At 61.6% G+C, this 26,168-nt stretch carries 28 protein-coding genes; 11 read left to right on the forward strand and 17 right to left on the reverse strand.

Translation table 11 applies throughout. From position 1 onward, the window contains the following. Positions 1 to 119: 119 nt before the first annotated feature. Both tkt and VOM14_RS30645 read left to right on the forward strand, forming a co-directional pair. Positions 120 to 2,195, forward strand: coding sequence for a transketolase (gene tkt, locus VOM14_RS30640; protein WP_327632460.1), 2,076 nt, complete (start codon positions 120 to 122; stop codon positions 2,193 to 2,195). A gap of 153 nt (positions 2,196 to 2,348) precedes the next feature. Then, positions 2,349 to 3,635: an NRAMP family divalent metal transporter gene (locus VOM14_RS30645; RefSeq protein WP_327632461.1), complete on the forward strand. Its 1,287-nt coding sequence runs from the start codon at positions 2,349 to 2,351 to the stop codon at positions 3,633 to 3,635. 8 nt (positions 3,636 to 3,643) lie between these two features. Here VOM14_RS30645 and VOM14_RS30650 read toward each other — a convergent pair whose 3' ends face one another. The 6 genes from VOM14_RS30650 to VOM14_RS30675 all read right to left on the reverse strand — a co-directional run bounded on the left by VOM14_RS30650 (position 3,644) and on the right by VOM14_RS30675 (position 9,228). Beyond that, a complete protein-coding gene (locus VOM14_RS30650; RefSeq protein ID WP_327632462.1) occupies positions 3,644 to 5,377 on the reverse strand; it encodes a molybdopterin-dependent oxidoreductase in 1,734 nt (577 codons plus the stop codon). Positions 5,378 to 5,520: 143 nt separating this feature from the next. Then, complete coding sequence (locus tag VOM14_RS30655; protein ID WP_327632463.1) at positions 5,521 to 5,838, reverse strand: chaperone modulator CbpM; 318 nt, start codon at positions 5,836 to 5,838, stop codon at positions 5,521 to 5,523. Next, entirely contained in the window at positions 5,835 to 6,860 is a 1,026-nt protein-coding gene (locus VOM14_RS30660; protein WP_327632464.1) for a DnaJ C-terminal domain-containing protein, read from the reverse strand. Before VOM14_RS30660 ends, VOM14_RS30655 begins: the two co-directional genes overlap by 4 nt. Positions 6,861 to 6,938: 78 nt before the next feature. Next, on the reverse strand, positions 6,939 to 8,507 hold the full coding sequence (locus VOM14_RS30665; RefSeq protein ID WP_327632465.1) for an FAD-dependent oxidoreductase: 1,569 nt from the start codon (positions 8,505 to 8,507) through the stop codon (positions 6,939 to 6,941). 36 nt (positions 8,508 to 8,543) lie between these two features. Further along, a complete protein-coding gene (locus VOM14_RS30670) occupies positions 8,544 to 8,792 on the reverse strand; it encodes a hypothetical protein (protein WP_327632466.1) in 249 nt (82 codons plus the stop codon). A 223-nt stretch (positions 8,793 to 9,015) separates the two neighbouring features. Then, positions 9,016 to 9,228 (reverse strand): DUF2945 domain-containing protein, encoded by a 213-nt coding sequence (locus tag VOM14_RS30675; RefSeq protein ID WP_327632467.1) that lies wholly within the window; start codon positions 9,226 to 9,228, stop codon positions 9,016 to 9,018. A 366-nt stretch (positions 9,229 to 9,594) separates the two neighbouring features. Between VOM14_RS30675 and ctaD the strand changes: the two genes are divergently transcribed. The 7 genes from ctaD (at position 9,595) to VOM14_RS30710 (ending at position 14,960) form a co-directional block, all read left to right on the forward strand. Next, positions 9,595 to 11,181, forward strand: a complete 1,587-nt coding sequence (gene ctaD / locus VOM14_RS30680; RefSeq protein ID WP_327632468.1) for a cytochrome c oxidase subunit I — start codon at positions 9,595 to 9,597, stop codon at positions 11,179 to 11,181. A 39-nt stretch (positions 11,182 to 11,220) separates the two neighbouring features. Next, entirely contained in the window at positions 11,221 to 11,436 is a 216-nt protein-coding gene (locus tag VOM14_RS30685) for a heavy-metal-associated domain-containing protein (RefSeq protein WP_442955609.1), read from the forward strand. Between the two features lie 173 nt (positions 11,437 to 11,609). Further along, the gene (locus VOM14_RS30690) at positions 11,610 to 11,987 is read left to right on the forward strand and encodes a carboxymuconolactone decarboxylase family protein (RefSeq protein WP_062255054.1); all 378 of its coding nucleotides are present in this window, start codon (positions 11,610 to 11,612) and stop codon (positions 11,985 to 11,987) included. Beyond that, the gene (locus VOM14_RS30695; RefSeq protein ID WP_327632469.1) at positions 11,971 to 12,579 is read left to right on the forward strand and encodes a hemerythrin domain-containing protein; all 609 of its coding nucleotides are present in this window, start codon (positions 11,971 to 11,973) and stop codon (positions 12,577 to 12,579) included. Before VOM14_RS30690 ends, VOM14_RS30695 begins: the two co-directional genes overlap by 17 nt. Positions 12,580 to 12,652: 73 nt before the next feature. Beyond that, the gene (gene sdhB / locus VOM14_RS30700) at positions 12,653 to 13,360 is read left to right on the forward strand and encodes a succinate dehydrogenase iron-sulfur subunit (RefSeq protein ID WP_327632470.1); all 708 of its coding nucleotides are present in this window, start codon (positions 12,653 to 12,655) and stop codon (positions 13,358 to 13,360) included. A gap of 579 nt (positions 13,361 to 13,939) precedes the next feature. Further along, positions 13,940 to 14,350, forward strand: a complete 411-nt coding sequence (locus tag VOM14_RS30705) for a cupin domain-containing protein (protein ID WP_327632471.1) — start codon at positions 13,940 to 13,942, stop codon at positions 14,348 to 14,350. Then, the gene (locus VOM14_RS30710) at positions 14,343 to 14,960 is read left to right on the forward strand and encodes a uracil-DNA glycosylase family protein (RefSeq protein WP_327632472.1); all 618 of its coding nucleotides are present in this window, start codon (positions 14,343 to 14,345) and stop codon (positions 14,958 to 14,960) included. The genes VOM14_RS30705 and VOM14_RS30710 overlap by 8 nt, the downstream gene beginning before the upstream one ends. A gap of 186 nt (positions 14,961 to 15,146) precedes the next feature. Here the strand turns inward: VOM14_RS30710 and tnpC are convergent, their stop codons facing one another. The 3 genes from tnpC to VOM14_RS30725 are packed head-to-tail and all read right to left on the reverse strand — an operon-like array spanning position 15,147 to position 17,533. Further along, positions 15,147 to 16,739, reverse strand: coding sequence for an IS66 family transposase (gene tnpC, locus VOM14_RS30715; protein ID WP_442955610.1), 1,593 nt, complete (start codon positions 16,737 to 16,739; stop codon positions 15,147 to 15,149). A 30-nt stretch (positions 16,740 to 16,769) separates the two neighbouring features. Further along, complete coding sequence (tnpB, locus tag VOM14_RS30720; protein WP_264166872.1) at positions 16,770 to 17,123, reverse strand: IS66 family insertion sequence element accessory protein TnpB; 354 nt, start codon at positions 17,121 to 17,123, stop codon at positions 16,770 to 16,772. Beyond that, on the reverse strand, positions 17,111 to 17,533 hold the full coding sequence (locus VOM14_RS30725; RefSeq protein ID WP_131244847.1) for a transposase: 423 nt from the start codon (positions 17,531 to 17,533) through the stop codon (positions 17,111 to 17,113). The genes tnpB and VOM14_RS30725 overlap by 13 nt, the downstream gene beginning before the upstream one ends. A gap of 96 nt (positions 17,534 to 17,629) precedes the next feature. On the opposite strand from VOM14_RS30725, the gene VOM14_RS30730 reads away from it, so the two are divergent. Continuing rightward, positions 17,630 to 18,040 (forward strand): DUF488 domain-containing protein, encoded by a 411-nt coding sequence (locus tag VOM14_RS30730; RefSeq protein WP_327632473.1) that lies wholly within the window; start codon positions 17,630 to 17,632, stop codon positions 18,038 to 18,040. A gap of 142 nt (positions 18,041 to 18,182) precedes the next feature. On the opposite strand, the gene VOM14_RS30735 is transcribed toward VOM14_RS30730, so the two are convergent. From VOM14_RS30735 to VOM14_RS30760, 6 genes are all read right to left on the reverse strand, one after another. Further along, positions 18,183 to 18,614 (reverse strand): PAS domain-containing protein, encoded by a 432-nt coding sequence (locus tag VOM14_RS30735; protein ID WP_327632474.1) that lies wholly within the window; start codon positions 18,612 to 18,614, stop codon positions 18,183 to 18,185. A 179-nt stretch (positions 18,615 to 18,793) separates the two neighbouring features. After that, positions 18,794 to 19,489 carry a succinate dehydrogenase iron-sulfur subunit gene (locus VOM14_RS30740; RefSeq protein ID WP_327632475.1) on the reverse strand — a complete coding sequence of 232 codons (696 nt, stop codon included), beginning with the start codon at positions 19,487 to 19,489 and terminating at the stop codon, positions 18,794 to 18,796. Positions 19,490 to 19,527: 38 nt separating this feature from the next. Next, positions 19,528 to 19,923, reverse strand: coding sequence for a succinate dehydrogenase, hydrophobic membrane anchor protein (gene sdhD, locus VOM14_RS30745; RefSeq protein ID WP_327632476.1), 396 nt, complete (start codon positions 19,921 to 19,923; stop codon positions 19,528 to 19,530). Beyond that, positions 19,863 to 20,261 (reverse strand): succinate dehydrogenase, cytochrome b556 subunit, encoded by a 399-nt coding sequence (sdhC, locus tag VOM14_RS30750; RefSeq protein ID WP_327632477.1) that lies wholly within the window; start codon positions 20,259 to 20,261, stop codon positions 19,863 to 19,865. The genes sdhD and sdhC overlap by 61 nt, the downstream gene beginning before the upstream one ends. A gap of 646 nt (positions 20,262 to 20,907) precedes the next feature. Then, the gene (gene trpS / locus VOM14_RS30755; RefSeq protein ID WP_327632478.1) at positions 20,908 to 22,185 is read right to left on the reverse strand and encodes a tryptophan--tRNA ligase; all 1,278 of its coding nucleotides are present in this window, start codon (positions 22,183 to 22,185) and stop codon (positions 20,908 to 20,910) included. Between the two features lie 229 nt (positions 22,186 to 22,414). Beyond that, positions 22,415 to 23,551 carry a sensor histidine kinase gene (locus VOM14_RS30760; protein ID WP_327632479.1) on the reverse strand — a complete coding sequence of 379 codons (1,137 nt, stop codon included), beginning with the start codon at positions 23,549 to 23,551 and terminating at the stop codon, positions 22,415 to 22,417. Positions 23,552 to 23,937: 386 nt separating this feature from the next. On the opposite strand from VOM14_RS30760, the gene VOM14_RS30765 reads away from it, so the two are divergent. Continuing rightward, the gene (locus VOM14_RS30765) at positions 23,938 to 24,282 is read left to right on the forward strand and encodes a response regulator (protein WP_327632480.1); all 345 of its coding nucleotides are present in this window, start codon (positions 23,938 to 23,940) and stop codon (positions 24,280 to 24,282) included. Positions 24,283 to 24,561: 279 nt separating this feature from the next. Here VOM14_RS30765 and istB read toward each other — a convergent pair whose 3' ends face one another. Together istB and VOM14_RS30775 are read right to left on the reverse strand one after the other, a co-directional pair. Beyond that, the gene (gene istB, locus VOM14_RS30770; RefSeq protein WP_327632481.1) at positions 24,562 to 25,380 is read right to left on the reverse strand and encodes an IS21-like element helper ATPase IstB; all 819 of its coding nucleotides are present in this window, start codon (positions 25,378 to 25,380) and stop codon (positions 24,562 to 24,564) included. Next, positions 25,377 to 26,168: Mu transposase domain-containing protein (locus VOM14_RS30775; RefSeq protein WP_442955611.1), on the reverse strand; the 792-nt coding region annotated here is incomplete at its 5' end. The genes istB and VOM14_RS30775, both read right to left, overlap by 4 nt.

Below are 26,168 nucleotides of genomic sequence, written 5' to 3' on the forward strand. Positions count from 1 at the left end.
CACCCGCGGTTCTGCGCGCATCGAGCGGCGTAAGATGGCATTTCGATCTGTTCGCCAAAGATGACGCATGGTCCGGTACGGCGTGTGGCACGTTTCGCCAGCAACCAGGGAGAGTTTGTATGAACCCAGCGGTTACCACCCAACCCACGGCGTCCACGCTGGACGATCTGTGCATCGACACGCTGCGTTTTCTGTCAGTGGATGCGGTACAGAAGGCCGATAGCGGCCATCCGGGTTTGCCGCTCGGCGCCGCGCCAATGGCTTACGTGCTGTGGACCCGTTTTCTCAGACATAACCCGGCAAATCCGGCGTGGCTCGACCGCGATCGCTTTGTACTGTCCGCTGGCCACGGCTCGATGCTGCTATACAGCCTGCTGCATATGACCGGCTACGATCTACCGCTCGAACAGATCAAACAGTTTCGCCAATGGGGGAGTCTCACGCCCGGTCACCCGGAGCGCGGCCTCACACCCGGTGTCGAAACGACCACAGGTCCGCTCGGTCAGGGCTTCGCCAACGGGGTCGGCATGGCGATGGCGGAGGCCCATCTCGCCGCACGCTACAACCGCCCGGGCTTCGACATCGTCGATCACTTCACCTACGGCATCGTCAGCGACGGTGATCTGATGGAAGGCGTCGCGTCCGAAGCGGCGTCGCTCGCCGGCCATTTGCGGCTCGGCAAGCTGATCTATCTCTACGACGACAATCAGGTCACGCTCTCTGCGGGCACGGATATCACGTGTTCCGAAGACCGCGCGCAACGTTTCCAGGCTTACGGCTGGCACACCCAGTCCGTCGACGACGGCAACGATCTTGCCGCCATCGAACAGGCGCTGGACAATGCGCGTGCCGAAACGCGCCGTCCCTCGCTGATCCTCGTGCGCACACATCTCGGCTACGGTTCACCGAACCGGCAGGACACCTACAAGGCACACGGCTCGCCGCTCGGCGCGGAAGAGGTGCGCCTGACGAAACAGAACCTTGGCTGGCCGACCGAGCCGGCGTTTTATATCCCCGAGCCCGCGCAGGCACATTTTCGTCGTGCGCTGGAAGAGGGGCAGCGCAGCGAGACTGAGTGGAACACCCGTTTCTCGGCCTATACGCAAGCGTTTCCCGAGCTCGCGGAAGAACTGCTGAACGCGTGGCGCGGTGAATTGCCGGCCGGCTGGGACCGCGATATCCCGCTCTTTCCCGCCGACGCCAAAGGCATCGCCACGCGGGTCGCATCGGGCAAGGTGATGAGCGCGATCGCGCCACGTCTGCCGTCGCTGATTGGTGGCTCCGCCGACCTCGATCCGTCCACCTTTACTGCACTGTCCGGGCTTGGCGACTTCGAAGCGCCCGGCGCCAGCGCCCACGACCGGCAAGGTTCCGAGGGAGGCGGCTGGAGTCGTGCCGGCCGCAATCTGCACTTCGGCGTGCGCGAGCACGGCATGGGTGCGATCCTGAACGGTCTGGCCGCCCATGGCGGGACCATACCGTTCGGCGCGACGTTCCTGATTTTTTCGGACTACATGCGCCCGCCGATCCGGCTTGCCGCGCTCATGCATCTGCGCGTGATCTATGTGTTCACGCACGACAGTCTGGCGCTCGGCGAGGACGGCTCGACGCACCAGCCCGTCGAGCAGCTCGCCAGCCTGCGGGCCGTGCCGAACCTCAACGTGATTCGCCCCGCCGACGCCAACGAAACCGCCGTCGCCTGGCGCGTCGCACTGGAAACCCGCGATCGGCCGACCGCGCTCATCCTGACGCGGCAGAACGTGCCGACCTTCGACCGCGCCCAGTTCGCAGCCGCCGACGGCCTGCGGCGCGGCGGCTACATCCTCGCGGACGCGCCCGGCGGCAAGCCGGCACTGATCCTGATCGCCACCGGCTCGGAAGTCGCGCTCGCGATGGCCGCGCGCGAGCGGTTGCTGGCGCAGAACATCGCGGTGCGCGTGGTCTCGTTGCCATGCTGGACGCTATTCGACAACCAGTCGCAAACGTACCGGGACACGGTGCTCCCGCCCTCGGTCGGCGCGCGGCTGGCGGTGGAGGCCGGCGTGCCGCAAGGCTGGCATCGCTATGTCGGCAAACGCGGCGAGGTGCTCGGCATGGAGCGTTTCGGCGCGTCGGCTCCAGCCGATGTCTTGTTGCGCGAGTACGGTTTCACCACCGACAACGTCTGCGCACGCGCGCTGGCGCTGTCCGGTTAGCGAAGCGATGGAAGGCGAAGGCGCCTGTCCATCCGGTGTTCCGGTCTACGCCGCACGTCACGCGCTTCTGCGCTTCACAGCTGGATCGGACAAATCGCAGCTTGAACAGTCCCCGCTGGGGCAGCACCACTCCGGGCGTTTATGGAACACGACATGACGTCGTCCGCAAAGGTCGAGATCGAAGTCGATAGTCAGGCCGACTCGTGGTTTGCGAAGCTCGGACCAGGACTCATTACCGGCGCAGCGGATGACGACCCGAGCGGTATCGCCACCTATTCGCAGGCGGGTGCGCAATTCGGCTTCAACATGCTGTGGACCGTCCTGCTGACGTATCCACTGATGGTCGCGATTCAGGTCGTGAGCGCCAGGATCGGCCGGGTGAGCGGCCATGGTCTCGCGACGAATCTGCGGCGCCATTATCCGCGGTGGTTGCTGTACGGCACCGTCGTCCTCCTGCTGGTGGCGAACACCATCAACATTGCAGCCGACCTGACGGCCATGGGCGCGGCCGTCCATCTGCTCGTCGGCGGCCCCACGCACGCCTACACGGTCGGAATGGGCCTGTTTTCGCTGGCATTGCAGGTGTTCGTGCCGTACCGCGGGTATGTCCGCGTGCTCAAGTGGCTCACCCTCGCGCTATTCGCCTATGTCGGCGTGATCTTCGCGGTCCAGATCCCGTGGACGACCGTGGCCCTGCGCACGGTGCTTCCGCACGGCTCGTGGAGCGCTGGCTACATCACGACGGTGGTCGCCGTGTTCGGGACGACGATCAGCCCGTATCTGTTCTTCTGGCAGGCGTCGCAGGAGGTCGAGGAACTGCACGCGAAGAAAGGACAACAGGCGCTGACGGCGATGCCGTCACAAGGTCCGGCAAACCTGAGCCGCATCCGCCTGGATACGGCGATCGGAATGGCGTTTTCCAATCTCATTGCGTTTTTCATCATGCTTACTACTGCGGTCACGCTGCATGCCCACCACATCACCGACATCCAGACTTCGGCGCAGGCGGCTTCCGCGCTGAAACCGATCGCCGGCGAGTTTGCGTTCCTGCTCTTCAGCCTCGGCATCATCGGCACGGGGCTGCTCGCGCTGCCCGTGCTGGCCGGCTCGGCCGCCTATGCGATGGCCGGCACTTTCCGGTGGAAAAACAGCCTTGCGCTCGAACCGCAGCTGGCGAAACGGTTCTACGCGGTTATCGTGCTCGCGACGGTCGTGGGCCTCGCGCTCGATTTCACGTCGATCGACCCGATCAGGGCGCTGTTCTGGAGCGCCGTCATCAATGGCGTCGCATCGGTGCCGATCATGATACTGATGATGCTGATGGCGTCGAACCCGAAGGTCATGGGCACCTTCGTGACGCCCGTGCCGCTGCGGATGTTGGGATGGCTTTCAACCGCGGTGATGGCCGCCGCGGTGATCGCGATGTTCGTTTTCATCTGAAAAGTGACTCAGATCGGTACGCGGTAGCCGTAGAATTCGTGATCCTCGTTGTAGCCGCCTTGTCCCGCGCCGAGATCGGCGAAATCGCGCACGAACTCAATGGCCGCAACCCACTTGACCATCTTGAAGCCGAGTTCGTTCTCGCAGCGCAGCCGCAACGGCGCGCCATGCAGCACGCTGAGTGGCGCGCCGTTCATCTCATAGGCGAGCATCGTCAATTCGTGCCGCATGTTGGCGATGCTGTGGACGTCGTAGTAGCGTCCGCCATCGCCACCATCGGCCAGTGAATAGAACACCGCGTAGCGGGCACCGGCCGTCGGTTTCACCAGATCGAGGAGATGACGCATCGGAACGCCGCCCCACCTGGCGACGCCGGACCATCCCTGAATGCAGAAATGCGTGGTGATCTGTTCCTGCTTCGGCATCGCTTTCAGCTCGGCGTATGAGAGCTCTACCGGCTTTTCGACCAGCCCATCGATTCTCAGCCGGTAATGCGCAAAGCCATCTTTCACGAGCTGATCGAACCCGGCCGATGCCGGCATCGTCCCGTTGGGCCAGAAGTACGGCGAGATGTCCTGTTCGGTGAGCTGGCTCGTCGGGTCCCACCACTGCGTCACGCTATTGAATGGCCGGGCCAGGAACGCCCCGATCCGCTGAACCAGACGCGCATGACGAAGCGTGAACGGCGACGCCAGCCACCAGGTGACGGCCACGAGGGCCATCGCCGGGACGAAGACCAGCACGCCGCTCCAGGAGTCGCCGTTCACGCCCGCGAACATCATGTTCAAATTCACCCGGGCTCCGGTGATGAACACCAGCGTCACGTGCGCGAGGATGTAGAACAGGAACCAGCACAGCGCGATGAAATGGATCGAGCGCGCGCGCTGCCGGTTCAACGCCCGGCCGACCCAGCCGAGCCGGTTGGAAATCGCCGGGCTCTGCATGAAGCCGGTCAGGATGGAGGTGGGCGCCGCGATGAACACGGTAATGAAATAGGTGATCTGTTGCAGGCTGTTGTAGCGCAGCCAGCTGTGATCGGCGGGGAACGTGAGCGACAGATACTGGAGGGCGGTCGAGGCCGCGTTGGGAATCACTTCCCAGGTCGTTGGTACCAGCCGCAGCCACTGGCCGGTCGTGAACAGCAGCGCGTAAAAGACGATGCCGTTAATCATCCACAGCAGCGTGACCGAAAAATGCCACCATCTGGCGAGGCCGATGGAGTGACGGATTCCAGGAATGCCGAGCCAACCAGGGAGCGTGACCGAATCGTCCTTCGCGGTCCACACGCGGCCGGTCGGCACGGCCTTCTGGAAGCGAAACCATTCCGTCCCGGGCGTGCAATCGCGTTTCCAGTACAGCCGCGGGTGGTCGGCGAGAATCTGGAGTCCTGCACGAATGATGAACGCCATGAAAAACAGGTTCAGGAAATGCTGCAACCTGAGCCAGGCGGGGAATCCCGTGGTGACAGCCACTGCGGAAGGTGGGATACCCGGGTAGCGCACGAGGAATTCCTGCACCGCCGGGACTTGCCGCAGTGCCTGTGCGATGGCCACGCCGATAATCAGCAGTACGAAAGCAATCGGCAATGCCCACAGCACGTTGACCCAGCGCTGACCAATCCGGATCCGGGGAATCACGCCTGCCTGCGGCGGCAGCCAGTGATTCAGGCGAACCCGGTCGTCCGCGGGGCTCAGACTTGCCTCCACCGGATCATGCCGGGGTGCCGGGTGAATGTGTGCCATCCCATCTCCTTCTTGCAGTCCCGCAACCTCATGTTCCGTCAGTCGCGCATCAACGGCCTTGATTCAGGTTAGCCGGCCGGCCAACCATGCCTGGGCCTCATGTCTAGCGCGCCATCGAGTCGATGAGGACGTGAAAAACACGCTCAACGACCGGAAGCGCGCCTGGAACGCGCTCGCAATGCGCTGATTTCATCGAGCAGGTCGAGGGCGAGCGCAATGCCCGGTGCGTTGATCTCCAGATCCTGTGCGAGCCGTCGGGCGGTTCGCACGCGGCGAAGTGCGGCACCGCTGAAGCGCCATTCGCCCGGAGCGATGCCTTGCGGCTCGACTGCGCCTTCTGCGATCCATAACGTCAGTTGCTCTTCCGATGCGCCGCTTGCCCGGCACAATTCAACGAGCGTGAACTCGACGTCTTCCTCGACAATCTCACCTTCCACAAAGACCGTCACCGATTCTTTCATGGTCGACCACCCGTAAAATGCGCGCGCGGATCGAAGTGGAACGCCTGCCGCATCGCTTCGTAGGCCGCCCGCGCGCTGTCGCTGTCGGCCGGCGGCAGCACGATCGTCAATATCACGTACAGGTCGCCCGGCGTCTTCCCCGGAATCCCCTTGCCCTTGAGCCGCAGCCGCCGGCCGCTGGCCGATCCGGCTGGCACGGTCAGCTCGACCGAGCCGTCAGGAGTAGGAACGGTTACCTGGGCACCGAGTGCACCCTCCCACGGCGCCACCGGTACATCGAGCGAAACATCGCGTCCGTCGACACGAAAACGCGGATCCTCGCGGAAGGCGATTTCCAGATACAGGTCACCGGCCGGTCCGTGCCCCAGGCCGGCGCCGCCCTGACCGGCAAGGCGCAAGTGCTGCCCGACCCGCACGCCCCTGGGAATGGTGACGTTCAGCGTACGCTGTTGCAGGATGACATGACCGTGTGCATCAAGGACCGGCATTTGCAGCGAAATGGAACGCTGCGCGCCGTGATAGGCGTCCAGCAGATCGATCATGACTCTGGCGTGATGATCCTGTCCGGGGATCGGGCGTTGCGTGCCACGATAGGCATCCTCGAGATCGTCCGCGGTTGCGGCGCCGCGATTGCTTGCCGCGCCATGCCTTTCCGTTTGCCGCGAACGTCCGCCTGGGTGCGGACCGCCGAACATCGCTTCAAAGAATTCACTGAAATCGGCGTTCGCGTTGCGCCCGTTGCCTGCGCCGCTGAATTCAAAGCCCTCGTCCCAGTCGGGTGGCGGCTGAAAATCCTGGCCGTTCTGCCACTGGCGGCCCAAACGGTCATAGGCTGCGCGTTTCTCCGTATCCTTGAGGACCTGATAGGCCTCTCCCAGTTCCTTGAAACGGTCCTCCCCATCGGCCTGCTGGCTGACGTCCGGATGATATTTGCGCGCGAGCTTGCGATACGCGCGCCGGACCTCGTCCTGCGTCGCGGTCCGTGGCAGTCCGAGAACCTCGTAGTAGTCCCTGTATTTCATTCCAGAGTCCGCCTGATTCCAAGTCGTGCAGCCATCACATGTTGCGCCCGCCTTTAGCCTTTACCTGTTGCGCTTCGTTCAGTTCACCATACCCGCATGTCGCCAGTCTGTCGCGGCGATCGTCCTCTCGAATTCGACCTCCGCGCGCAGACCTTCGAGATCGCGGTGAACGACAGCCACGGCCAGCTTCCTGCCACTGCGGCGATACGTGATCGTGCAGTCCTGAGTCCCGGCATCGAGCAATCCGTCGAGCTGGGCCTCATCCCAGTGTTCCGCGTGGCCGACATAAGCGAGACCGAAATCGTACTGCTCAGTCCAGAAGAACGGCACCGCGTCGAACGGTTTGCGCTGGCCGAGTATGTTGCGTGCCGCGGTCTGCCCCTGGCGTTGGGCCACCACCCAGTGTTCGACGCAGATGCGCTCGCCGGTGAGCCGGTCCGGCCAGCGGGCAATGTCGCCGGCCGCGAAAATGCTTGGGATGCTCGTCTCGAGGTAGGAGTTGACGATAATGCCGCGATCGATGAGCAGGCCTGCCTTCTCAGCGAACGAAATCACTGGCCGTACGCCGATGCCGATGACGACAAGATCGGCGGGCAGACTCTCCCCGCTCTTCAGCTGGACGCCTTGCGGGTCGATGGAAATCGCGCTGGTGCCGAGGTGGAACGTGACGCCGTGACGTTCGTGGAGGCCGCGGATGAAATTGCCGACGTCTGGTCCGAGGATTTTCTCCATCGGAACGGCGTCCGGCGCAACCACGTGCACCTCGACATTGCGCGCGCGCAGTGATGCTGCCACTTCGAGCCCAATGAAGCTTGCGCCGATCACCACCGCCCGCTTCGCGGTGAGCGCGCCGGCGACAATTGCGCGGCTGTCGGCGACCGAGCGCAGATAGTGCACGTGCGGGAGATCCGCACCTGGTACCTCGAGCAGTACTGGCTCGGAGCCGGTGGCGAGTAGCAATGCATCATAGGCAACCCGACTGCCGTCCACGAGTTGCAGGTGCCGGCTCTTCGTGTCGAGCGTCGTGACAGGCACATCCAGCTTCAGGTCGATGCGATGCGCGTGGTAGAACGCCAGTGAACGCAGCGGATTCGACTCTGGTGTCGCGGTGCCGGCAAGGAAGCCCTTCGACAGGTTGGGCCGGTCACACGGCCTTGATGGATCGGCGCTCAGCAGGGTGATGCGGCCTGTATATCCCTCGAGACGGAGCGTCTCGGCGGCGGCATTGCCTGCCGCGCCACCACCCGCGATAACGATCGATTGCGGTGCGCCGGCCGCTGCCGGTAAGGGTTTCGGTTCGACAGGCAGGAGCTTTTCACGGACATACACGCTACCGTCCTGCTGCTCGACCCGCCAACAGGTGACCGGATCAAGCGCCGGTGCGCGGAGCGCCGCGCCGGTGCGCAGGCTGAAACAGGCATGATGCCAGGGACAGCGGACCGTGTCGTCGACCAGCAGCCCGTCGGCCAGCGGAGCGCCGTAATGCGTGCAGACGGCGCCGATCGCGAACAGTGCGTCCGCACGCCGCACGAGCAATACCGGCTCGCCGTGGGCGTGCCCCTGCAGCATCGCGCCGTCGGCGATTTCTGAAAGCGCAACGCCGCTGGCGAGGTCGGGTCCGCTGAGTTGATTCGCAGGTTCGTTCATTCGATTCTCCTGACGTTGGCGATGCGCGGCGCGGTCTCACCCGCCACTTCTCGGGATAGCTGCGGCAGTGCCGCTATTCCGTCCTTCGACACCGACTCCGTAGACCTGCACCATCGGACCGCCAAGCCAGTCGGGAACAAAGAGCAGTGCGATACCGACAATCGAAAACAGAACCGGCGTGCTCAAGCCCGGACTCACACTCCCGGGGCTCCGCATGCGCAGCCAGCTATAGACAACCGGCATTGGATGGGTGGGCTGCTTGCAGATCCTCGCGGGAGTGCGCATGGCTATTTCTCCGTCGATCGCCAGACAAAGTTCGCGATTGGGGGAAACGCATTCCGGCATCTGCTGTCCTGTCACAACCCGGGCCGGTTTTGTTGAGCCCGTTCCTGGTACCCGCGTGCATGCCTTCCGGCAGCGAACCCCAAGTGGCCAATGCACGCCGGCTCCCAGCGACAGGGTTTCACATTCGTTGGCGCCTCGTCTGTACGGTAGCAGTCAACGCCTCTCAGGAAGCCATCTTTTTCAGCGCGCCACCTTTGTGCATCGCGATGTGGTCGGTCTTGTCACTCCTGATCTCGTACTGTGGATCGTCCACGCTGGCGTGATGGGTGTATCCCTTGTAGTCGGTGTCTCTCGTATGCACCTTGATGATCTTGCCGCTGACATGGCCGGCCTCCGAATTCCACGTCACGTGATCGCCAACCTTGAATCTCGTCATGACGAATGCCCTCCGTTCGGTATTGCGTGCAGTGCACTGATGTCAGCGCCCGCGGGCACTGCCGAACATTCAGCTGCACACTTTCATGGTGCTCCAGTGCAATCCACTATAGATCACGTTGTGACATAGTTTAAATTCAATTGAATTGCCGACGTCCAGGATGCACAAGAGAAGAGGGCGTCGTACGTCTCTGGCGACGCTGGATCAGTTCATCACGGGGTGACAGTACCGTGCAGCACGTTTTGCGCGCGCATCGGCTTCACGGCTCATCGCGAGGTGACCCGCACCGCGCCAGAACGATCGGCGCTCACGTGAGAGCCTGCCGGTCGACCCAGTGCCTTCTTCACCAGCTGGAGCGTGGATTCGATGAGTACAGCGATCCCGATACCCCATGAACACCCCGCGCACGCACGGCCGCACGGCTGGCGCCGCTGGCTGCTCGCCACCAACCACAAGGACATCGGCACGCTGTACATGCTGTTCGCGTTCACCATGTTCCTGTCGGGTGGCGTGATGCCGCTGATGCTGCGGGCGGAACTGTTCAAACCGGGCCTGCAGATCATGCGGCCCGAATTCTTCAACCAGCTGTCCTCGCTGCACGGTCTGGTGGTGATCTTCGGCGCGATTATGCCGGCGTTTGTCGGTTTTGCGAACTGGATGATTCCGCTCGAGATCGGCGCGGCCGACATGGCCTTCGCGCGGATGAACAACTTCAGCTTCTGGCTGTTGCCGCCCGCGGCGATCCTGCTGATCGGGTCCTTCTTTGCGCCAGGTGGCGCGGAAGCAGCCGGCTGGACGATGTACGCGCCATTGTCGATCCAGATGGGTCCGGGCATGGACATGACGATTTTCGCGGTGCATCTGATGGGGGCGTCGTCGATCATGGGCGGGATCAACATCATCGTGACGATCCTGAATCTGCGCGCGCCCGGCATGACAATGATGATGCTGCCAATGTTCGTCTGGACCTGGCTGATCACTGCCTATCTGCTTATCGCCGTGATGCCGGTGCTGGCGGGTGCGATCACGATGCTGCTGTTCGACCGCCACTTCGGCACCTCATTCTTCAATGCGAGCGGCGGCGATCCGGTGATGTACCAACACATCTTCTGGTTCTTCGGACATCCCGAGGTGTACATCATGATCCTGCCGGCGTTCGGAATCATTTCGCAAGTTATCCCGGCGTTTTCGCGCAAGCCGCTGTTTGGCTACAGCTCGATGGTCTATGCCGTGGCGTCGATTGCGATCCTGTCGTTCATGGTGTGGGCGCACCATATGTTCGCCACCGGCATGCCTGTCACCGGCCAGCTGTTTTTCATGTATGCGTCGATGCTCATTTCCGTACCGACCGGCGTGAAGGTGTTCAACTGGACGGCGACGATGTGGCGAGGTTCCCTGTCGTTCGAAACGCCGATGCTGTTCGCAGTTGGATTTATCTTCGTGTTCACGATCGGGGGCTTCAGTGGTCTGATTCTGGCGATGGCACCGCTTGATATCGCGCTGCACGGGACGTACTACGTCGTCGCCCATTTCCACTATGTGCTGGTGGCCGGGTCGCTGTTTGCAATGTTCGCGGGCTGGTACTACTGGTCACCGAAATGGACCGGGCACATGTACAACGAGCTGCACGGCAAGATCCATTTCTGGGGCACGATGATTACGTTCAACGTCACGTTCTTCCCGATGCATTTTCTGGGCCTGGCCGGCATGCCGCGCCGCTATGCCGACTACCCGGCGCAGTTCACCGACTGGAACCAGGTCGCGACAATCGGTGCATTCGCCTTTGGCCTGATGCAGGTGTATTTCCTGTTTTTTGTCGCACTGCCGGCCTATCGCCGCACTGGCCTGGCAAAGGCCGCGGACAAGCCATGTGACGGCGCTGAAGGGCTCGAATGGACGGTGCCGAGTCCGGCGCCGTTCCATACGTTCGAGATGCCGCCGATGATCGAATAACCGCCGGTAGGCTGATAATCTGAAGCTAAGGAGCAGCGCATGGAACTCGAACATATGGAATTCGAGGTGGAGAAGATGACCGGTGATGGCGACGCACAGAGGCTTGCCCGGGCCATCGGCGCGGTCGACCCTGACGCGAGAGTCGATGTCGACGTTAATGCCAGAACCGTAAAGGTTGACTCGTGGATGCTCGCCGAGGAATTCCTGGTTGCGTTCGAGGACGCGGGCTACAAGGCGAAGATCAGCAAAGGTTGATCTGGAATCCGGACGGGTCATTCGCGTGAGCGCTGGCGCGTCATCCTGTGGCGGCCGGCAAGAGATGACGGCGGCCGCTGGCGGCTTACCTGCGTCGCCCGCGTTCGGATACGGTGTGAGTCGTGCGTCCACGTTTGGGGTGCCGTCATTGAACCAGTATTGGGAGCCAAGCCATGGACAAAGCAATGTATCCGCCGTCGGACCCCGGTATAGCAGCAAGGCGCAGGCAGCTGGCGCCCGGACCGCTCGCCGCTTTCAAGGCATTCAGCGACAGCGTCTTCGTCGACGGCGCGCTGCCTGCGAAGACGAAACAGCTGATTGCCGTGGCCGTCGCCCATGTCACCCAGTGCCCGTATTGCATACGCGGACACACGGCGGCCGCCCTGAAAAGTGGCGCGACCGGAGAGGAGATCATGGAGGCCATCTGGGTCGCGGCCGAGATGCGTGCTGGCGCGGCGTATGCGCATTCGGCGCTCGCGCTCGACACGATGGCGGGGACGTCGAGTCCGAATCCGAACCCGGACGAGGCGCCCGATGCCCACGGTCATTGAGCGCCTGCAGGCCGAACATGGCAGGCTGGGACGACTCGTGCAACTGCTCAACGACGAGCGGTCGCTGCGCACCGATCCGGGCGCACCGAATGTAGCGCTGCTGGTCGATGCGCTTTACTACCTGACACGCTTTCCCGATGTGGCCCATCATGCGATCGAGGATCGCATCGCGGAGAAACTGCGGGGCAAGAACGCGTTGTCCGGAGAGATTGCGCGGGAAATCGAGGCGCAACACGCCACACTGATTTCGCAGGGTCACGAACTGCTCCAGGATCTCGAAGCGGCGGCCCGTGAAGAAAACATGTCCCAGGAACTGGTCGAAATCCACGTCCGTCTCTACGCGGAGCGACTGCGGCATAACATGATTGTCGAGGAGCTGACACTGTTTCCTGCGGCGGCACGCCACCTCGACGATGACGACTGGCATGCCATCGAGCTTGTTGATGCGGGCGGACGGCCGGACCCGCTCTTTGAAGGCCCGGTAGACGAACGATTCGCACAGCTCCATCGGGTTATTACAGCGGAGCAGGCAGCAGCGGTGAACATCGAAGCTGAGAGTAAAAAGCAACCAGCTCGCCGGCTGCCTTATTGATCCGTTACAGCGGAATGCCCCCCAGGAGCAACGCAGCCGGCTCAGAACCCGGAACACAAAGTGGAGATGCACGATGAGTGACAGCCGCGTGATCGAGATCTTCCGGTATGACCCGGACACGGATACCAGGCCGCATATGCAGGCGTTCGAGGTTGACATCGATCCGCGCGACCGGATGCTGCTGGACGTCCTCGTCAGGCTGAAGTCGGTCGACGAATCGATTTCGCTACGGCGTTCGTGCCGAGAAGGCATCTGCGGGTCCGACGCCATCAACATCAATGGCAGGAACGGTCTTGCATGCCAGATCAACATGAACGACCTGCCGTCGCGGATTGTCCTGCGGCCACTGCCCGGCTTGCCCGTGATCCGCGACCTGATCGTGGATATGACGTCGTCCTTCAACCAGTATCACTCGGTGATGCCGTATCTGATCAACGATACGCCGCCGCCGGAACAGGAGCGCCTGCAAAGTCCCGAAGAACGCGACCAGCTCGACGGCCTGTACGAGTGCATCGTGTGCGCGTGCTGTTCAACGGCCCGCCCGTCGTACTGGTGGAATCCGGATAAGTACGTCGGACCGGCTGACCTTCTGCAGGCCTACTGGTTCATCGTCGATTCGCGCGACATGGCCACGCAGGCGAGACTGGACAATCTCGAAGATCCGTACCGGCTCTTTCGTTGCCGCACGATCCTGAACTGCACCGACATCTGCCCGAAGAACCTGAATCCCGCGTATGCCATCGGCCAGATCAGATCGATGCTCGCGCGCCGCGCGGTGTAAAGCCCGGTCACATGTCCGCTATCGTGTGTTTTTTCAAACGAACACGCGCGCGACACGCGACCCGGCCTCCAGGTCCTGCTGGCCCAAATGTCATTGCCCGGGTGCGCAAGTGTCGGGCACCGGACAGACGCCAGTCGCGAATCGGCGCACACATGAACTTTGCGATCGAACCCGCCGGCGACGACGCCAAGCCGTCCACGAGTCCATCGATACCCGTTTGGAGACCGACCATGAGACCCGTTGCCCAGCCACACCGCCCACGACTGACACCCGGGCCGTTCACCGGTGCGCGCCAGACTCGCACCCCTCGGTCGACCGGTCAGCAGCGGGACGGCCAGGAGCTGGGGGAGCCGTCTTTCCCTGCGCTGGATCAAGTCGATATGGCTTCCGACCAGTCATTTCCGGCTAGCGATCCACCGGCGTGGATCTGGCAATAGGCGCCGGTGCGCGCTATCCGTTTCCTGCCGCAGGCCAGGTTTCCGGCAACGTGCGGAGTATGCTATCGCAACACGCGCGGCAGGCCGTGGGTGATCAACACTACCTGCTGACCTGATCGGGTTGCACGTCAAGGAGAGACAGGTGGCTATATCACATCTTTCGTCTGGCGAAGTTGCGAGCCTGTTACCGCTCGGTGACAGGCTTGAGCAGACTCCGACCACGGCACTGTTCAAGGAGGAGCGCCTCGAAGTCATGCGGATTGTTCTTCCGGCTGGCAAAGGGATGCCTGTGCACGCGGTTGATGGCCCGGTCACGGTGCAATGCATCGAAGGGGAGGTCGATCTCGAGATGAATGAAGGCCACCAGATCCTGCATACCGGGGACCTTATCTATCTGGCAGCCGGCGTCCCGCATGCACTGACAGCGTTCCAGAACACATCGATACTCGTAACTGTCGTACTCGTCAGTCCGGATGAGTTGCAGGGGCTCGCCGGTGAGCGGCGCAAACATCATGACGACGATCTGGAAATGAAGTGGCCGGAAAATGAATAAATACTCATGTTCTTCCCTCGATACGCTACTGACTGACGTGCGTGCCTGTCGTGCATGTGTGCCGCACCTGCCACTCGGTCCTCGCCCGATCGTGCGCGCGGGAGCCGAGGCGCGCATCCTGGTTGTCGGACAGGCGCCGGGTGCGCGCGTGCACGCATCGGGCATTCCGTGGGATGACGCGAGCGGCGACCGTCTTCGGCACTGGCTCGGAATCGACGCGACCACATTTCACGACGAGTCGCAGTTCGCGATTATTCCGATGGGCTTCTGTTATCCTGGACGCGGCAACGGCGGTGACAAACCACCGCGTCGCGAGTGCGCTCAACTGTGGTTGGACAGCCTGCTGGAAAAGCTGCCGAAGATTCAATTGACCTTGCTGATCGGCCAGTATGCGCAGCAGCATTTTCTCGGCACCCGTCGCAAGTCGTCGCTCACTGAAACAGTCAGGGCGTGGAAGGAATACGCGCCGGCCTTCGTTCCGTTGCCGCACCCGTCACCGCGCAACCAGCCGTGGTTCCAGCGGCACCCGTGGTTCGAAAGCGAGGTCCTTCCCATGCTGCACGAGAGGGTTGAACTACTCGTCGCGCAAGACCTGGGACGGGCAGGGTAACGTGTATCGGGACACAGGTCTGAACGGAGCAGGAAATGCCACACGCGAAAGTAAGCGGCTCAGCAGGGCCGGTCCGCGATACGCGCGCGCGTGAGGCATGATGTGAGGGCATGGAGAAGTCCGGATAGATCACGGGAGATCGTGTCCATGATCGGTCGTGGACACGATCTATCTGGATCTACCCGGTCAAACGCGAGGCGTACGTGAAGCAGCTGGATTAAGTTTGTCCGCTACGTTCCAAGGCAGCAGCTCGTCGATGCGATTGACCTTGTGGTCCGCGATACGAGTGAGCACGTATTCGAGGTAGGCTCGCGGGTTGATGCCATTGAGCTTGCATGTTCCGATCAGGCTGTACATTGCTGCCGCTCGCTCACCGCCGCTGTCGGAGCCGACGAACATATAATTTCGCCTGCCCAACGCTACGCAGCGCAGGGCATTTTCTGCGAGCACGTTGCTGATCTCGGCGCGCCCGTCCTCGCAATAGAACGTAAGCGCCACCCAGTGGTTCAGCGAGTAGTTGATCGCGCCCGTAAGCGCAGACTTCTTCGACAGCGTCGCCAGCTTGGCCCTGATCGTCGATTCGAACGTGGCGAGCAGAGGCTTGCTCTTCTCCTGCCGCACACGCAACCGCTCATCGGGAGGCTTGCCGCGAATGCCGGCTTCGATGCTGTAGAGCTCGCCGATCATTTCCAGCAGTTTCTGGGTATCCGGAGTCGGCGCGCTCACATGGACCTCGTAATACTTTCTCCTGCAATGATCCCAACACGCCGCTTCGTGGACATCGCCGCTCGTGTACAGCTTATCGAAACCGGCGTAGGCATCCGCTTGCAGGATTCCCTTGAAGTTGGCGAGGTGGGTTTGCGGATGAACGCCCTTACGGTCCGACGAGTACGAGAACCAGACTGCCGCAGGATCGGTCGAGCCCGAGCGGCGATCGTCGCGCACATAGACCCAGAATCGACCGGTTGTCGTCTGCTTGTTGCCCGGCGTGAGCACGGGAACCGTTGTGTCGTCGGCGTGGACCTTTCCGGGCGTCAACACGTAGCGCTGAATCGCCTCGACCAGCGCCATACAGAGTGTCGCGATCTGTCCGACCCAGCGGCCCATGCTGGAGCGATCGAGTGTTACACCATCGCGGGCTGCGATTTCCGACTGGCGATACAGGGGCTGGTGATCAGCGAACTTCGACACCAGGATGTCGGCGAGCAGGCTGGGATGAGCGATGCTGCGCTCGATCGGCAGGCCCGGCATCGGCAGTTGTTCGATATGTCCGCAGCCGGCGCAAAGCAATTTACGCCGGATCGTGCGGATCACCTTGAATGCGGCAGCTACGCGTGCGAGCTGTTCGGATAGGTCCTCCCCCAGCGGCTGCATCGTCATTGCGCACCTGGGGCAGAGCGGATCAGGCTCGAGAACGATCTCCTCGCGCGGCAAGTGCGGCGGGAGCGGCTCTCGCGAAGGCGACTTGCTGGACGGCGCATTCGGTGTCTTGTCTCGCTGGTTCCGCGCCTCGGCGGCACCACGGCCGCCCGTCAGGTCCTCCAACTGCGCCTCGAGCTTGTCGATCTGCTTCGCGAGTTGTTCGGACTTGCGCCCGAAGTGCATCCGCCTGAGCTTGTCGATCTGCGCCTTCAGGCGCTCGATCTCGTCATCTCGCGCGGCGAGTTCCTCCACCATCTTCGCAATCGATGCCTGGTTCTCAAGCAGCGATGCCTGTTGCGCGAGCACCATGGCACGGAGCTCGGCGACGGTATCGGGAAGCGGCGCCTGATCGGACATGCGTCGCAGTTTACGAGCCTTCCTCGCGGTTTACAACATCGAGAGTGCGGCGGTGCGTCGTGGCTGTCGCCAGTCGATACCCTCGAGCAACATTGACAACTGCGCGCTCGTCAGATGGATCTTGCCGCCATCGGCCTGAGGCCAGATAAAACGGCCTCGCTCCAAACGTTTTGCGACCAGCCAAAGCCCGTCGTCTGTCGCCCAAAGAATCTTCACAAGATCGCCGCGGCGGCCGCGGAAGATGTACAGGTTGCCGCCCAGCGGATTGTCCTCGAGTGCTGTTTGCACTTTCGCAGCCAGCCCCTGAAATCCGCACCGCATATCGGTGACGCCCGCCGCAAGCCAGATGCGCGTGCCCGCCGGCAGCGTGATCACTTCAGACATTCCTGCAGGAACGATTCAGCGCGCTCGAGCGGCAAGCCGCGGATTCGCACGCGGCGTTTGCCGATCTCAACCTCGATCTCGCAGACCGAGGGTGGCACGTTGCCCGCCGTCGACGGCGACTCGTTTTCAGCAAGCTGTACTGGGCGCGGCATCGGCACGGGCAGATCGATCACGTTGACCGGCAATAATTCAGTAGATGATGTCCGCGCCGCTTCGATGCCCGGTAGCTTCAGCTTGCCTTCCCGATATAGCCGCTTCCACTCAAATACGACGTTCGCGTTCATATCGTGTCGTCGCGCGACGACCGAGACCGACGTTCCGGGCTCAAGAGTCTCCTGGACAACTTGCTGCTTGAATTCGAGCGAATACACGCGGTGCGTTTGGCGAGCCATGGGGGATGCGTTCGACATCTCGGTAGATCCTCTACAGTCCGAATCAATGCGGACGATGATCTCAACGTCCGCGGCTTGCTTCGAATCATGCGCTAGGCTCACGCGAGATGGCGAATGGCCCTCGTGAGCCGCTTACACGCGAAACGCAAACACCTGAAGATCTTTGTCAAGCGGGCATACGAGGATGCGACACCGAAAGACGGCTATCGCGTCCTTGTTGATCGCCTCTGGCCTCGCGGACGCAGCAAGGAAATACTGGCACTCGGCCAGTGGGCGCGCGACGTCGCGCCAAGCGCTGCCTTGCGAAAATGGTTCGGACACAAGCCGGCGCGATGGGAAGCTTTCCAGCAACGCTACCGTCTCGAACTCGATGTTGAAGAACAGCAGCAACGCATGCGCAGTCTCCTCACTGAAGCGAAGGGGCAGCCAATCACGCTGGTCTATGGAGCGAAGGACGAGGAGCATAACCAGGCCATCGTGTTGCGAGATGTCCTTTCGCATCTGCCGGAGGAATCAAAGCGCTGACGTTCTCCATATTCTGGCGCACTTCGCTGGCGTCGATCTACCTGTCGAAATCTGGCCGTCGAAGTGAGACCGGCATCATGCTGCCTCAGCGCAGACCGTTGATCAGCGAAAGCAGTGAAGGCGCGAAAGCACAATGGTCATCTCACGGCGTCGTTCCGGTCCGCGCGAGCTGGGCCTTCAGCGCGCGCATTTCGTTATGGCGCTTCGTCACGTCCCGCATGATGGCCGCCATGCCATCGACGCGTCCCTCATGGTTCTTTAACGGCACGATCGAAAACTCCACCGAAATGCGCGTGCCGTCTTTACGGATCGCGGGTACCGACAACAGATCCCCGCGGCTGTAGTGGCTTTCGCCTGTTTGCATCACCCGACGATAGCCGTCCCAGTGACGCTGACGGAAGTCCGGCGGGATAATGATGTCCAGCGATTGTCCCACCGCCTCGTTGGCTACGTAGCCGAAAATCCGTTCGGCGCCCTGATTCCAGAAGTGAATTACGCCGTCCTGGTCACTCGCAATGATTGCCTCAGAACCTGTGCCGAGGATTGCCTGGGTTAATAGCTTGTCGAAAATCATCGTCAATCTCCTGTATGCGGTATCCCGTTTCGTCTCTGGCTCTTCTGCGGACTGCGGCGATGCCGCATCGGACACAAGCGGGACCGGGGCGATCGTCGGGAAATGATATGTCTGACGCAGTTTAACCATCCGTATCTCGCGGCCGTCACGACGCAAGCGACGGCCAGGCGGCTGCGCCCCTACAACGAATCTCTAACAATCATCAGTCTGATCTTCTCAATGGCCCGCGACGGAACCAGTCCTTTAGGACAGACTTCGGTGCAGTTCATGATCGTGCGACAACGGAACAGCCGGTACACATCGTTCAGATCCTCCAGGCGTTCCTGCGTTGCCCGATCCCGGCTGTCGATAATGAACCGGTAAGCCTGAATCAGGCCCGCCGGACCGACGAATTTGTCCGGGTTCCACCACGAAGACGGGCACTGGCTGGTGCAGCAGGCGCACAGGATGCATTCGTATAAACCGTCCAGCTTGTTCCGGTCTTCGGGTGACTGGAGACGCTCCCTTTCCGGCGCCGGTTCATTGTTGATGAGATAGGGCTTGATCGAGTAATACTGTTTGAAGAACTGGGTCATGTCGACCACCAGGTCGCGAATGACCGGAAAGCTCGGTAGCGGTCGCAACTCGACCGGCTCCTGAAGGTCCCTCACCGGCGTAATACACGCCAGACCGTTGCGGCCGTTGATGTTTATCGCGTCCGAGCCACACACCCCTTCGCGGCAGGATTTCCGGATGGCGAGTGACTCATCCTGAGCCTTGATGCGCAGAATGACATCCAGCAGCATCCGGTCGGTCGACTCAAGGTCGACCACGAAGTCCTGCATGTACGGCTTGCTGTCCTGTTCCGGGTTGTAGCGGAAAATCGAGAAACGCATGGTGCCTCCGGGTGCGTTAGCTTTCCACAGATCCACGGCTAGCCGTGACCCTTCAATAAAATCCGCATGACCCATACCACCATCGCTGCCAGACTGAAACCGAGTAGCACGAGCAGGCAAACGCGAACGACGAGGGGGTGGACGTAGTCCATGATTACATCCCGCAGCCCCACCCAGGCATGCGCGAACAGAGCGACGAAAAAGACCATCGTGCAGATGCTCACGATGGGACCGGTGATCCAGCCCTGCCAGTCAACGTAGGTGTGCGGTGGGTCGACGGCAAAATGAACCAGGGCGGCCACAACAAATATCAACATGTAGATGGCCGTCACTCGTTGTACCAGCCACGCTCGCAGTCCGGTAACAGTTTTTCTCACAGCAATGTTCCAGCCGCGAGCAGCGCGATGGCGACGCCCCCGATGTTGACGACCCACGCGCTGCGGCGAGCCGCCTGCAACTGCGACCCGATGTCAATATCGCTTAACAGGTGACGTGTTCCAGCCAACACATGATGTGCCAGCACCCAGACGAAGAGAATCGTGACAGCCCTGAACACAAGGCTGTGAAACAAGCTGATGACTCGCGCGTAGCCTTGGGCGTCTTGCAGCGACACGTCCAGCAGATAAATTCCGAAGGGAACACCGAGCGCGAGGAAAATCCCTGTCACCCGATGGAGAATCGAGGTCAGTGCACCCACGGGCATCTGGATCTGGGTCAGATTGAAGAAGACCGGCCGCTTCCTCTTTAGCCCAGTCACGTCGCGAATGCCCATTTTTTAAATACGTCCCAGTATCTGCGGCTTGCCCTGCGCGTCCCGATAGTTTTCCAGAAGTGCGCGAGTACCTCGAGGCGCCATGCGACAGCGTCCGTACCGGGCATCGTATTTCGGCCGGGACATGATTGTCGCCCTCCAAAAGATGCCTGCGGTTCCGGAACCAGACCCTGCAACCAGTATAGTCAAAGCGTCGCGGTAAACCAGAATACTGGGCAAAACCGCCTCCGGCGCGTTCGCGCAGCGACTGACGAGTGCGTGCAATGCGCAGTGCGGGTGCGTCTGTGAGCGGTTCGATGTTCCATACTGGCGGTACGATTCGCTGCGTTCGGGCGGCTACGCGTCGGATGGAATTTCCGCACGGTCGACAAGGCCCGGAGCAACCAGGGGCGACGTGCGCATCTGAATGGGCGATGATAAAGGGGCTTGGATAATAGCCCGTCATCGCAATTAATTCCTTGTTCCCGTCCCGCATGAGGAAACGGCTGCGGTGTGCGTCGAGGCCGTATGCCCCCGCAGCCGCTGCACGATCATTCGATAGTCGGGCTGCGGAGCATTTACATCTGCGACGGGCATGGGCGAATCGACGAATCCGCGAAGGGTTGTTAGCGATCGTCCAGGCTCACGCCAGATGCCGGGCACAGTGTCAGTATTTCGTCAGGTAATTCAGGTCGAGCGCGTCGCGTACCATTTCCATCGTCTCCACCGCGATGACGCGACTGCGGTTTGTGCCGTGCTCGAGTGCTTCGCGCACCAATGGCATGTTCCTTTCATACTGTGCCCGTCGTTCGCGCATGGGCTCCAGCAGTTCCTCCAGAACGCTCGTCAGCCGGTCTTTTAACTCCTCGTTGCTGACGCCGCTGCGCTCGTAGCGTTCCTTCAGGTCCCGCACCAGTGCCGTGTCGTCATCAAATACGTCGAGGTATAGAAAGACAGGGTTGTCCTCCACCGTGCCTGGTTCATTCGCTCCCCGCGGAGGACCCGCATACATGCCGCGAACCTTTCTTGCGACGGTCGCCGCGCTGTCTTTGAGATCGATCGTGTTGCCACGCGACTTGCTCATCTTGGCATTGCCATCGGTGCCGACGAGGCGCGGTACGCGCCCCACGAGCGCCTCCGGTTCGGGAAAGATCGGCTTGAATTCGCGATTGAAACGCCGCGCCGTCTCCCTCGTCAATTCGACGTGTGGCAGCTGGTCTGCGCCGGCCGGCACGACATGCGCACGGGGCAAGAGAATGTTGGCGACCTGCATCACCGGGTAGATGTAAAACGCGACAGGAACCGATTTTCCACGTGTCTTCGCATCGTCGGGTCTTTCGATGGCCTCCATTTCTGCCTTGAGCGTCGGATTGCGTTCGAGCATCCTAACGGACAGAAACCACCCGAGCCATGCGGTCAGCTCCGCGTGTTCGGGCACGAGGCTCTCGATGACGAAACTGCCGCGCTCCGGATCAAGCCCAACGGCCAGCCAGTCGAGTACTACTTCCCAGACGGCGTTGCGCACCCGCGGAAGGTCGTTCGCATAGTCCGACACCTGATAGTCGGCGATGAGGAAGAAGCAGTCGTATTCATTCTGCAGCCTGACCCAGTTCTCAAGCGCACCCGTATAGTGCCCAAGATGCAGTGGTCCTGTCGGCCGGATTCCGGTGAGGATGCGCTTTCGTTCTCCAATCGGGTTGCCGCTCGCCACCGATGCCGAACCTGCGCTGCCGTCTACGTCAAACGAAGTGGGACTCACGATATTAAAGAGGTCCTTGGGTGGGCGAAAGAATTTGGTGCCGCAGAAGCCGGAAACAGGATCGTGTCGACGTAAAAAGGTACACGCGCTCCAAGGCTTTGAAACGGATGGCGGAATCTGCGCGGGCCCATGATGCTGATCGCCGACTGAAGGCTGAAGCGCCGTTGCGTCGACGGCAAGCGGCACCACGGGTTCGACTGACCGGGTCCAACCCGCGTCGGGTTGCAAAAATAGTCGGTCCCGTAGCCAATCTGCTCACAATACGCCGCCGCTTCCGGGGCGGTCAGATGCAACGTGTCGCTGGCTACGTCATCACGGCTGGTTTTCTAAGGTCACTGCGACCTGATCGCGATCGCGGCCTGCCAGTTTGTTGTAACCGCATGGTGCTCGCAATGCGGCTTGGCGGCGGTCGTGCCTAGCTTTCGGTCATCGCATATCGGGGCAGGCTGATCGTGAAAACGCAGCCTGTACCGGGCACATCACGCACGCCCAGCGTCCCATTATTTGCCTCGACGCTGCGCCGCGCGATGGACAGTCCCAGCCCCAGTCCGGTTCGGTCGTCGCCATTCTGGGTGAAAGGCAGGAACATCCGTTCCGCGTTGCCCGGCGGGAGACCGCCGCACTGATCCTTTACATCGATCAGGATGCGATCCGACACGGCGTAGGTGTCGAGCGTCACCTCGCTGTGGGGGTGTGTGAACTTGAAGGCGTTCTGCAGCAGGTTGCCCAACGCCGAGTAAAGCTGGTCACGATCGCCACTGACCGCGAGTCGCGGGTCCACCGCCGACACCTTCAGTACGCATCCACGAACCTGAGCCGCAAGGTCGGCGGCCCGTTTGACTTCCGCAATGAAATCGGCAACCGGAAACATTCGGGATTGCGCAGTAACGCCGGTTGCCGTCCGGACCTCGTCCAGAGATTGCGCGATCAAATCGCGCAGCCCGTCCAGGCTGCGCTCCAGCACCGTCCCGGTAGCGCCGGACAGACTTAAGTTTCCGGTTTTGGCGGCGGTAAATGCGAGCGTGGCAGTATGCAGAAGGTTACGCAGTTCGTGGGCGAGGAATCCCAGCCGCTCCTGCGCCTCAATGGCCTGTCGGTCTGCCATGACAAAATCCCGCTGGTAGCTGAATTCGGTGACCGCATTGGCAATCGCGTTGTCCAGACAGCGGTTGAGGGTGCGAAATTCGTCGATCTGAAACGGCGCATCGCGCTCATACGCGAGATCGGTAACGGCCTGACACAGGTCGCCGTAGTCGTGCACGACCTGGTCAACCGAAAATCCGAGCGCCATCAATTCTCGTCCGTGTTGTGCAGCTGCCCCGCCGATTTCGGATAACGACGCCCCGCCACCCGACGGACCCGAGATCCTGCGGCTGCCCATCGGCTCGGATGTCTGTTCGATCCGCAGCGTGCTGATGAGCTGGTCCAGGAACAGCGGCACACCATTCTGCAGCTGCTGGGTAGTCGCCGCCCGGGCGGGCCTCTGCGCAACCTTTGCCCGACACCGCTCGATCAGCTCATGGCGATTGTTGGCCAGGAAAACGTGCATCATGATGCGACCCCTTGGTCTGCGGCATTCCACTGGTGGCCAGCTGTTGTGGCCCGACGCTGCTGCTGCGACGCGGTCTTTGTCCCGGACGAAATCGCTGAACACCGTCCGAGGCAAATATCTGTGCGCGGCAGGCAGCGTGGCCGGTGGATTTTTCCGTAAAGGCTACCTTCCCACCTGCGTGTAGATGCATCTTACGCGCGCTACGCGTTTCCGGGGGACGTCGCGACATCCAGATTCGAGATGCGCCGGCCGTTGCGCATCAACGCTCCGGGCCCGATCCGTCAGGCGGCACGACTGCTTCGCTTGGCGCGGCGCAATTTTTGCTCTCTATTTCCTGTTTCAAGACAAACCTGGGGCTGGAAAAATGGCGCAACAGGAGCAACGCTGTGATCCTTCTCGTCGACGATGACAAGCTGACGGCGGCCGCATGGACCACGGTCCTTCGCATGAACGGGTTCGAGGTGGTGTGGGCGCCTGACGGCGCCTCAGCCTGGGCCTTGGCGCGCATGGGCCGTCCGGACCTGCTGCTAACCGACTGGGACATGCCCGGTATCGACGGCCCTGAGTTATGCCGGATTTTCAGGAACGATCCGGGGCTGGCCAGCGTGCCCATCATTCTGGCTTCGTCGTTCAGCTTGCCGTCTGCCGGTCTCACTGATTTACACAATCTGTTCCTGCAAAACCGGTCGATGCCGTCGCCCTGCTCGCTGCTGTGTCCGCTCTCGCGATAGCCGTAGCAGCAACGGAAGCAGAGGCACGACCGGATGAAGAGCCTCCCGCGGACCAGCAATAATCAAACAAAGCAGGGCGATCGCGATCCGGATGCAAACGTAGATAACCGCACCGCACCTGCCAGGCATACCAGGCGATTGCGACGAAAAGGCAGCCCGAACTCGCCAGCACGAACAGATGCCAGATCGAATGGGCGAAGTACCGCGTAGACAGCGTCAAGCAGCACGGCCGGTCAGCGACAACTATTTTGGCCGGTCAACGGGTGTAGTTGTCGCTGGCTAATTCATAGTTGTCGCGCCTCCATCGTAATTGTCGTTGGGTAATTGTCGCCGGCGCGCGCTCTGTTTGTCGGTGGCCTTTCGACGGCGATAGCTTTCTACATTCAGTTCAAAGATCGTCGAGTGATGGACGAGCCGGTCGATGGCTGCGACCGTCATGCCGGGGTCGGGGAACACGTCATTCCAGCCAGAGAACGGCTGACTGGCCGTTATTAAAAGACTTTTGCGCTCATACCTCTCAGCGATCAGTTCGAACAGTACGCTGGTTTCGGCCTGGTCCTTGCGCGCATACGACAGGTCATCCAGGATGATGAGATCGAAGCGATCGAGCTTCGCGAGCGCGGATGGCAGTTGCAGGCTCTGGCGTGCAGCCTGCAGCTTCTGGACGAGTTCGCTGGTGCGCGTGAACAGCACCCGGTAGCCAGCGTCGATCAGCGCGTGTCCGATGGCCGATCCCAGATGACTCTTGCCGGCACCAGGCGGCCCGAACAGGAGAATCGTGGCGCCTTTCTCCAGCCAGGATTCCCCGGTTGCCAGCGCAGTGACATGCGCCTTCGAGACCATCGGCACCATGCCGAAGTCGAAGGTAGCAAGTGTCTTGGTCGGGTCCAGATGCGACTCGGTTCGGTGGCGCTCGATGCGTCGTTTGGCGCGTTCGGCCAGTTCGTGCTCGAGCAATGCGCCGAGCAGCCGTGAAGCCTGCCAGCCTTCCTTGTCAGAGCGTTCCGCGAACTCGGGCCACAACCTGCCGATCGTGGGCAGGCGCAGCTCGTTGAGCATCAGGGCCAGACGACCGTTCTCATAGGCGGGTGCGTTCATGCGGCCGCCTTGTCGAGGAGTTCGTCATAGACTGCGATGGGAGGCATCTCGACCACCACCTCGGGACACAGCGCCTCACGCGGCGCGAATTCGTCGCGCAACTGTTTCAGGTCGGGCAGTTCGCCGACTACGAGTAACGCATCAAGCCGCTGCGCCAGCAACGCTTCAACGCCGTGGTGTCCTGCAAGTTCGAGCAACCCCACCATGGTCTTGCATGCCTGACGTTGCGTCAGTTGCGCCTCCAGCCGCTCCCAGGTCCGGCGGTAGGCATCGCGCGGAAACAGCGCGTCGCGAAACGCAAGTCCCCTGAACGCCTGAGGCTTGCGCTTGAGAGAATCGATGAAGTGACGGTAATCCAGCGCGTGGCGGTTGTCGGCGGCACGGGAGCCTCGCGGCGTACTGTGCACCAGCGCGCCCGACAGATAGCAGTCGAGCCGGTCACCGTAGAGACGCACCTTCAGGCGGTGGCCGATCAGGCGCGACGGCGCGCTGTACAGGATGCCGCGCACGGTGAACGTGCTGCAACGGGTCACGAGCGCCTCTTCCTCGACGAAGTCAGTGGTACGGCGTTCAGGCAAATCCTGCAACTGTGTGCGCTCAATGCGAAACGCCGCGGCGTTGCGCCGGTTCCGGCGCATCACCACCTCACGGATGAATTCATCGTAGGCCGCCCGGTCAGCGAAGTCGCGATGGCCGCGCAGCATCAGGGCCTGGTCGACCGCTTCCTTCAGATACCGATGCGAGGATTCCACGCTGCCGTTCTCGTGAATATGGCCTCGAGGCCATAA

The sequence above is a fragment of the Paraburkholderia sp. MPAMCS5 genome (assembly GCF_036016995.1).
Taxonomy (GTDB): domain Bacteria; phylum Pseudomonadota; class Gammaproteobacteria; order Burkholderiales; family Burkholderiaceae; genus Paraburkholderia.

Excerpts from the sequence above, each read along its gene's own strand:
- tkt (WP_327632460.1), top strand. The coding sequence starts at position 120 with ATGAACCCAGCGGTTACCACCCAACCCACGGCGTCCACGCTGGACGAT.
- VOM14_RS30645 (WP_327632461.1), top strand. The coding sequence starts at position 2,349 with ATGACGTCGTCCGCAAAGGTCGAGATCGAAGTCGATAGTCAGGCCGAC.
- VOM14_RS30650 (WP_327632462.1), bottom strand. The coding sequence starts at position 5,377 with ATGGCACACATTCACCCGGCACCCCGGCATGATCCGGTGGAGGCAAGT.
- VOM14_RS30655 (WP_327632463.1), bottom strand. The coding sequence starts at position 5,838 with ATGAAAGAATCGGTGACGGTCTTTGTGGAAGGTGAGATTGTCGAGGAA.
- VOM14_RS30660 (WP_327632464.1), bottom strand. The coding sequence starts at position 6,860 with ATGAAATACAGGGACTACTACGAGGTTCTCGGACTGCCACGGACCGCG.
- VOM14_RS30665 (WP_327632465.1), bottom strand. The coding sequence starts at position 8,507 with ATGAACGAACCTGCGAATCAACTCAGCGGACCCGACCTCGCCAGCGGC.
- VOM14_RS30670 (WP_327632466.1), bottom strand. The coding sequence starts at position 8,792 with ATGCGCACTCCCGCGAGGATCTGCAAGCAGCCCACCCATCCAATGCCG.
- VOM14_RS30675 (WP_327632467.1), bottom strand. The coding sequence starts at position 9,228 with ATGACGAGATTCAAGGTTGGCGATCACGTGACGTGGAATTCGGAGGCC.
- ctaD (WP_327632468.1), top strand. The coding sequence starts at position 9,595 with ATGAGTACAGCGATCCCGATACCCCATGAACACCCCGCGCACGCACGG.
- VOM14_RS30685 (WP_442955609.1), top strand. The coding sequence starts at position 11,221 with ATGGAACTCGAACATATGGAATTCGAGGTGGAGAAGATGACCGGTGAT.
- VOM14_RS30690 (WP_062255054.1), top strand. The coding sequence starts at position 11,610 with ATGGACAAAGCAATGTATCCGCCGTCGGACCCCGGTATAGCAGCAAGG.
- VOM14_RS30695 (WP_327632469.1), top strand. The coding sequence starts at position 11,971 with ATGCCCACGGTCATTGAGCGCCTGCAGGCCGAACATGGCAGGCTGGGA.
- sdhB (WP_327632470.1), top strand. The coding sequence starts at position 12,653 with ATGAGTGACAGCCGCGTGATCGAGATCTTCCGGTATGACCCGGACACG.
- VOM14_RS30710 (WP_327632472.1), top strand. The coding sequence starts at position 14,343 with ATGAATAAATACTCATGTTCTTCCCTCGATACGCTACTGACTGACGTG.
- tnpC (WP_442955610.1), bottom strand. The coding sequence starts at position 16,739 with ATGTCCGATCAGGCGCCGCTTCCCGATACCGTCGCCGAGCTCCGTGCC.
- tnpB (WP_264166872.1), bottom strand. The coding sequence starts at position 17,123 with ATGTCTGAAGTGATCACGCTGCCGGCGGGCACGCGCATCTGGCTTGCG.
- VOM14_RS30725 (WP_131244847.1), bottom strand. The coding sequence starts at position 17,533 with ATGTCGAACGCATCCCCCATGGCTCGCCAAACGCACCGCGTGTATTCG.
- VOM14_RS30730 (WP_327632473.1), top strand. The coding sequence starts at position 17,630 with ATGGCCCTCGTGAGCCGCTTACACGCGAAACGCAAACACCTGAAGATC.
- VOM14_RS30735 (WP_327632474.1), bottom strand. The coding sequence starts at position 18,614 with ATGATTTTCGACAAGCTATTAACCCAGGCAATCCTCGGCACAGGTTCT.
- VOM14_RS30740 (WP_327632475.1), bottom strand. The coding sequence starts at position 19,489 with ATGCGTTTCTCGATTTTCCGCTACAACCCGGAACAGGACAGCAAGCCG.
- sdhC (WP_327632477.1), bottom strand. The coding sequence starts at position 20,261 with ATGGGCATTCGCGACGTGACTGGGCTAAAGAGGAAGCGGCCGGTCTTC.
- VOM14_RS30760 (WP_327632479.1), bottom strand. The coding sequence starts at position 23,551 with ATGATGCACGTTTTCCTGGCCAACAATCGCCATGAGCTGATCGAGCGG.
- istB (WP_327632481.1), bottom strand. The coding sequence starts at position 25,380 with ATGAACGCACCCGCCTATGAGAACGGTCGTCTGGCCCTGATGCTCAAC.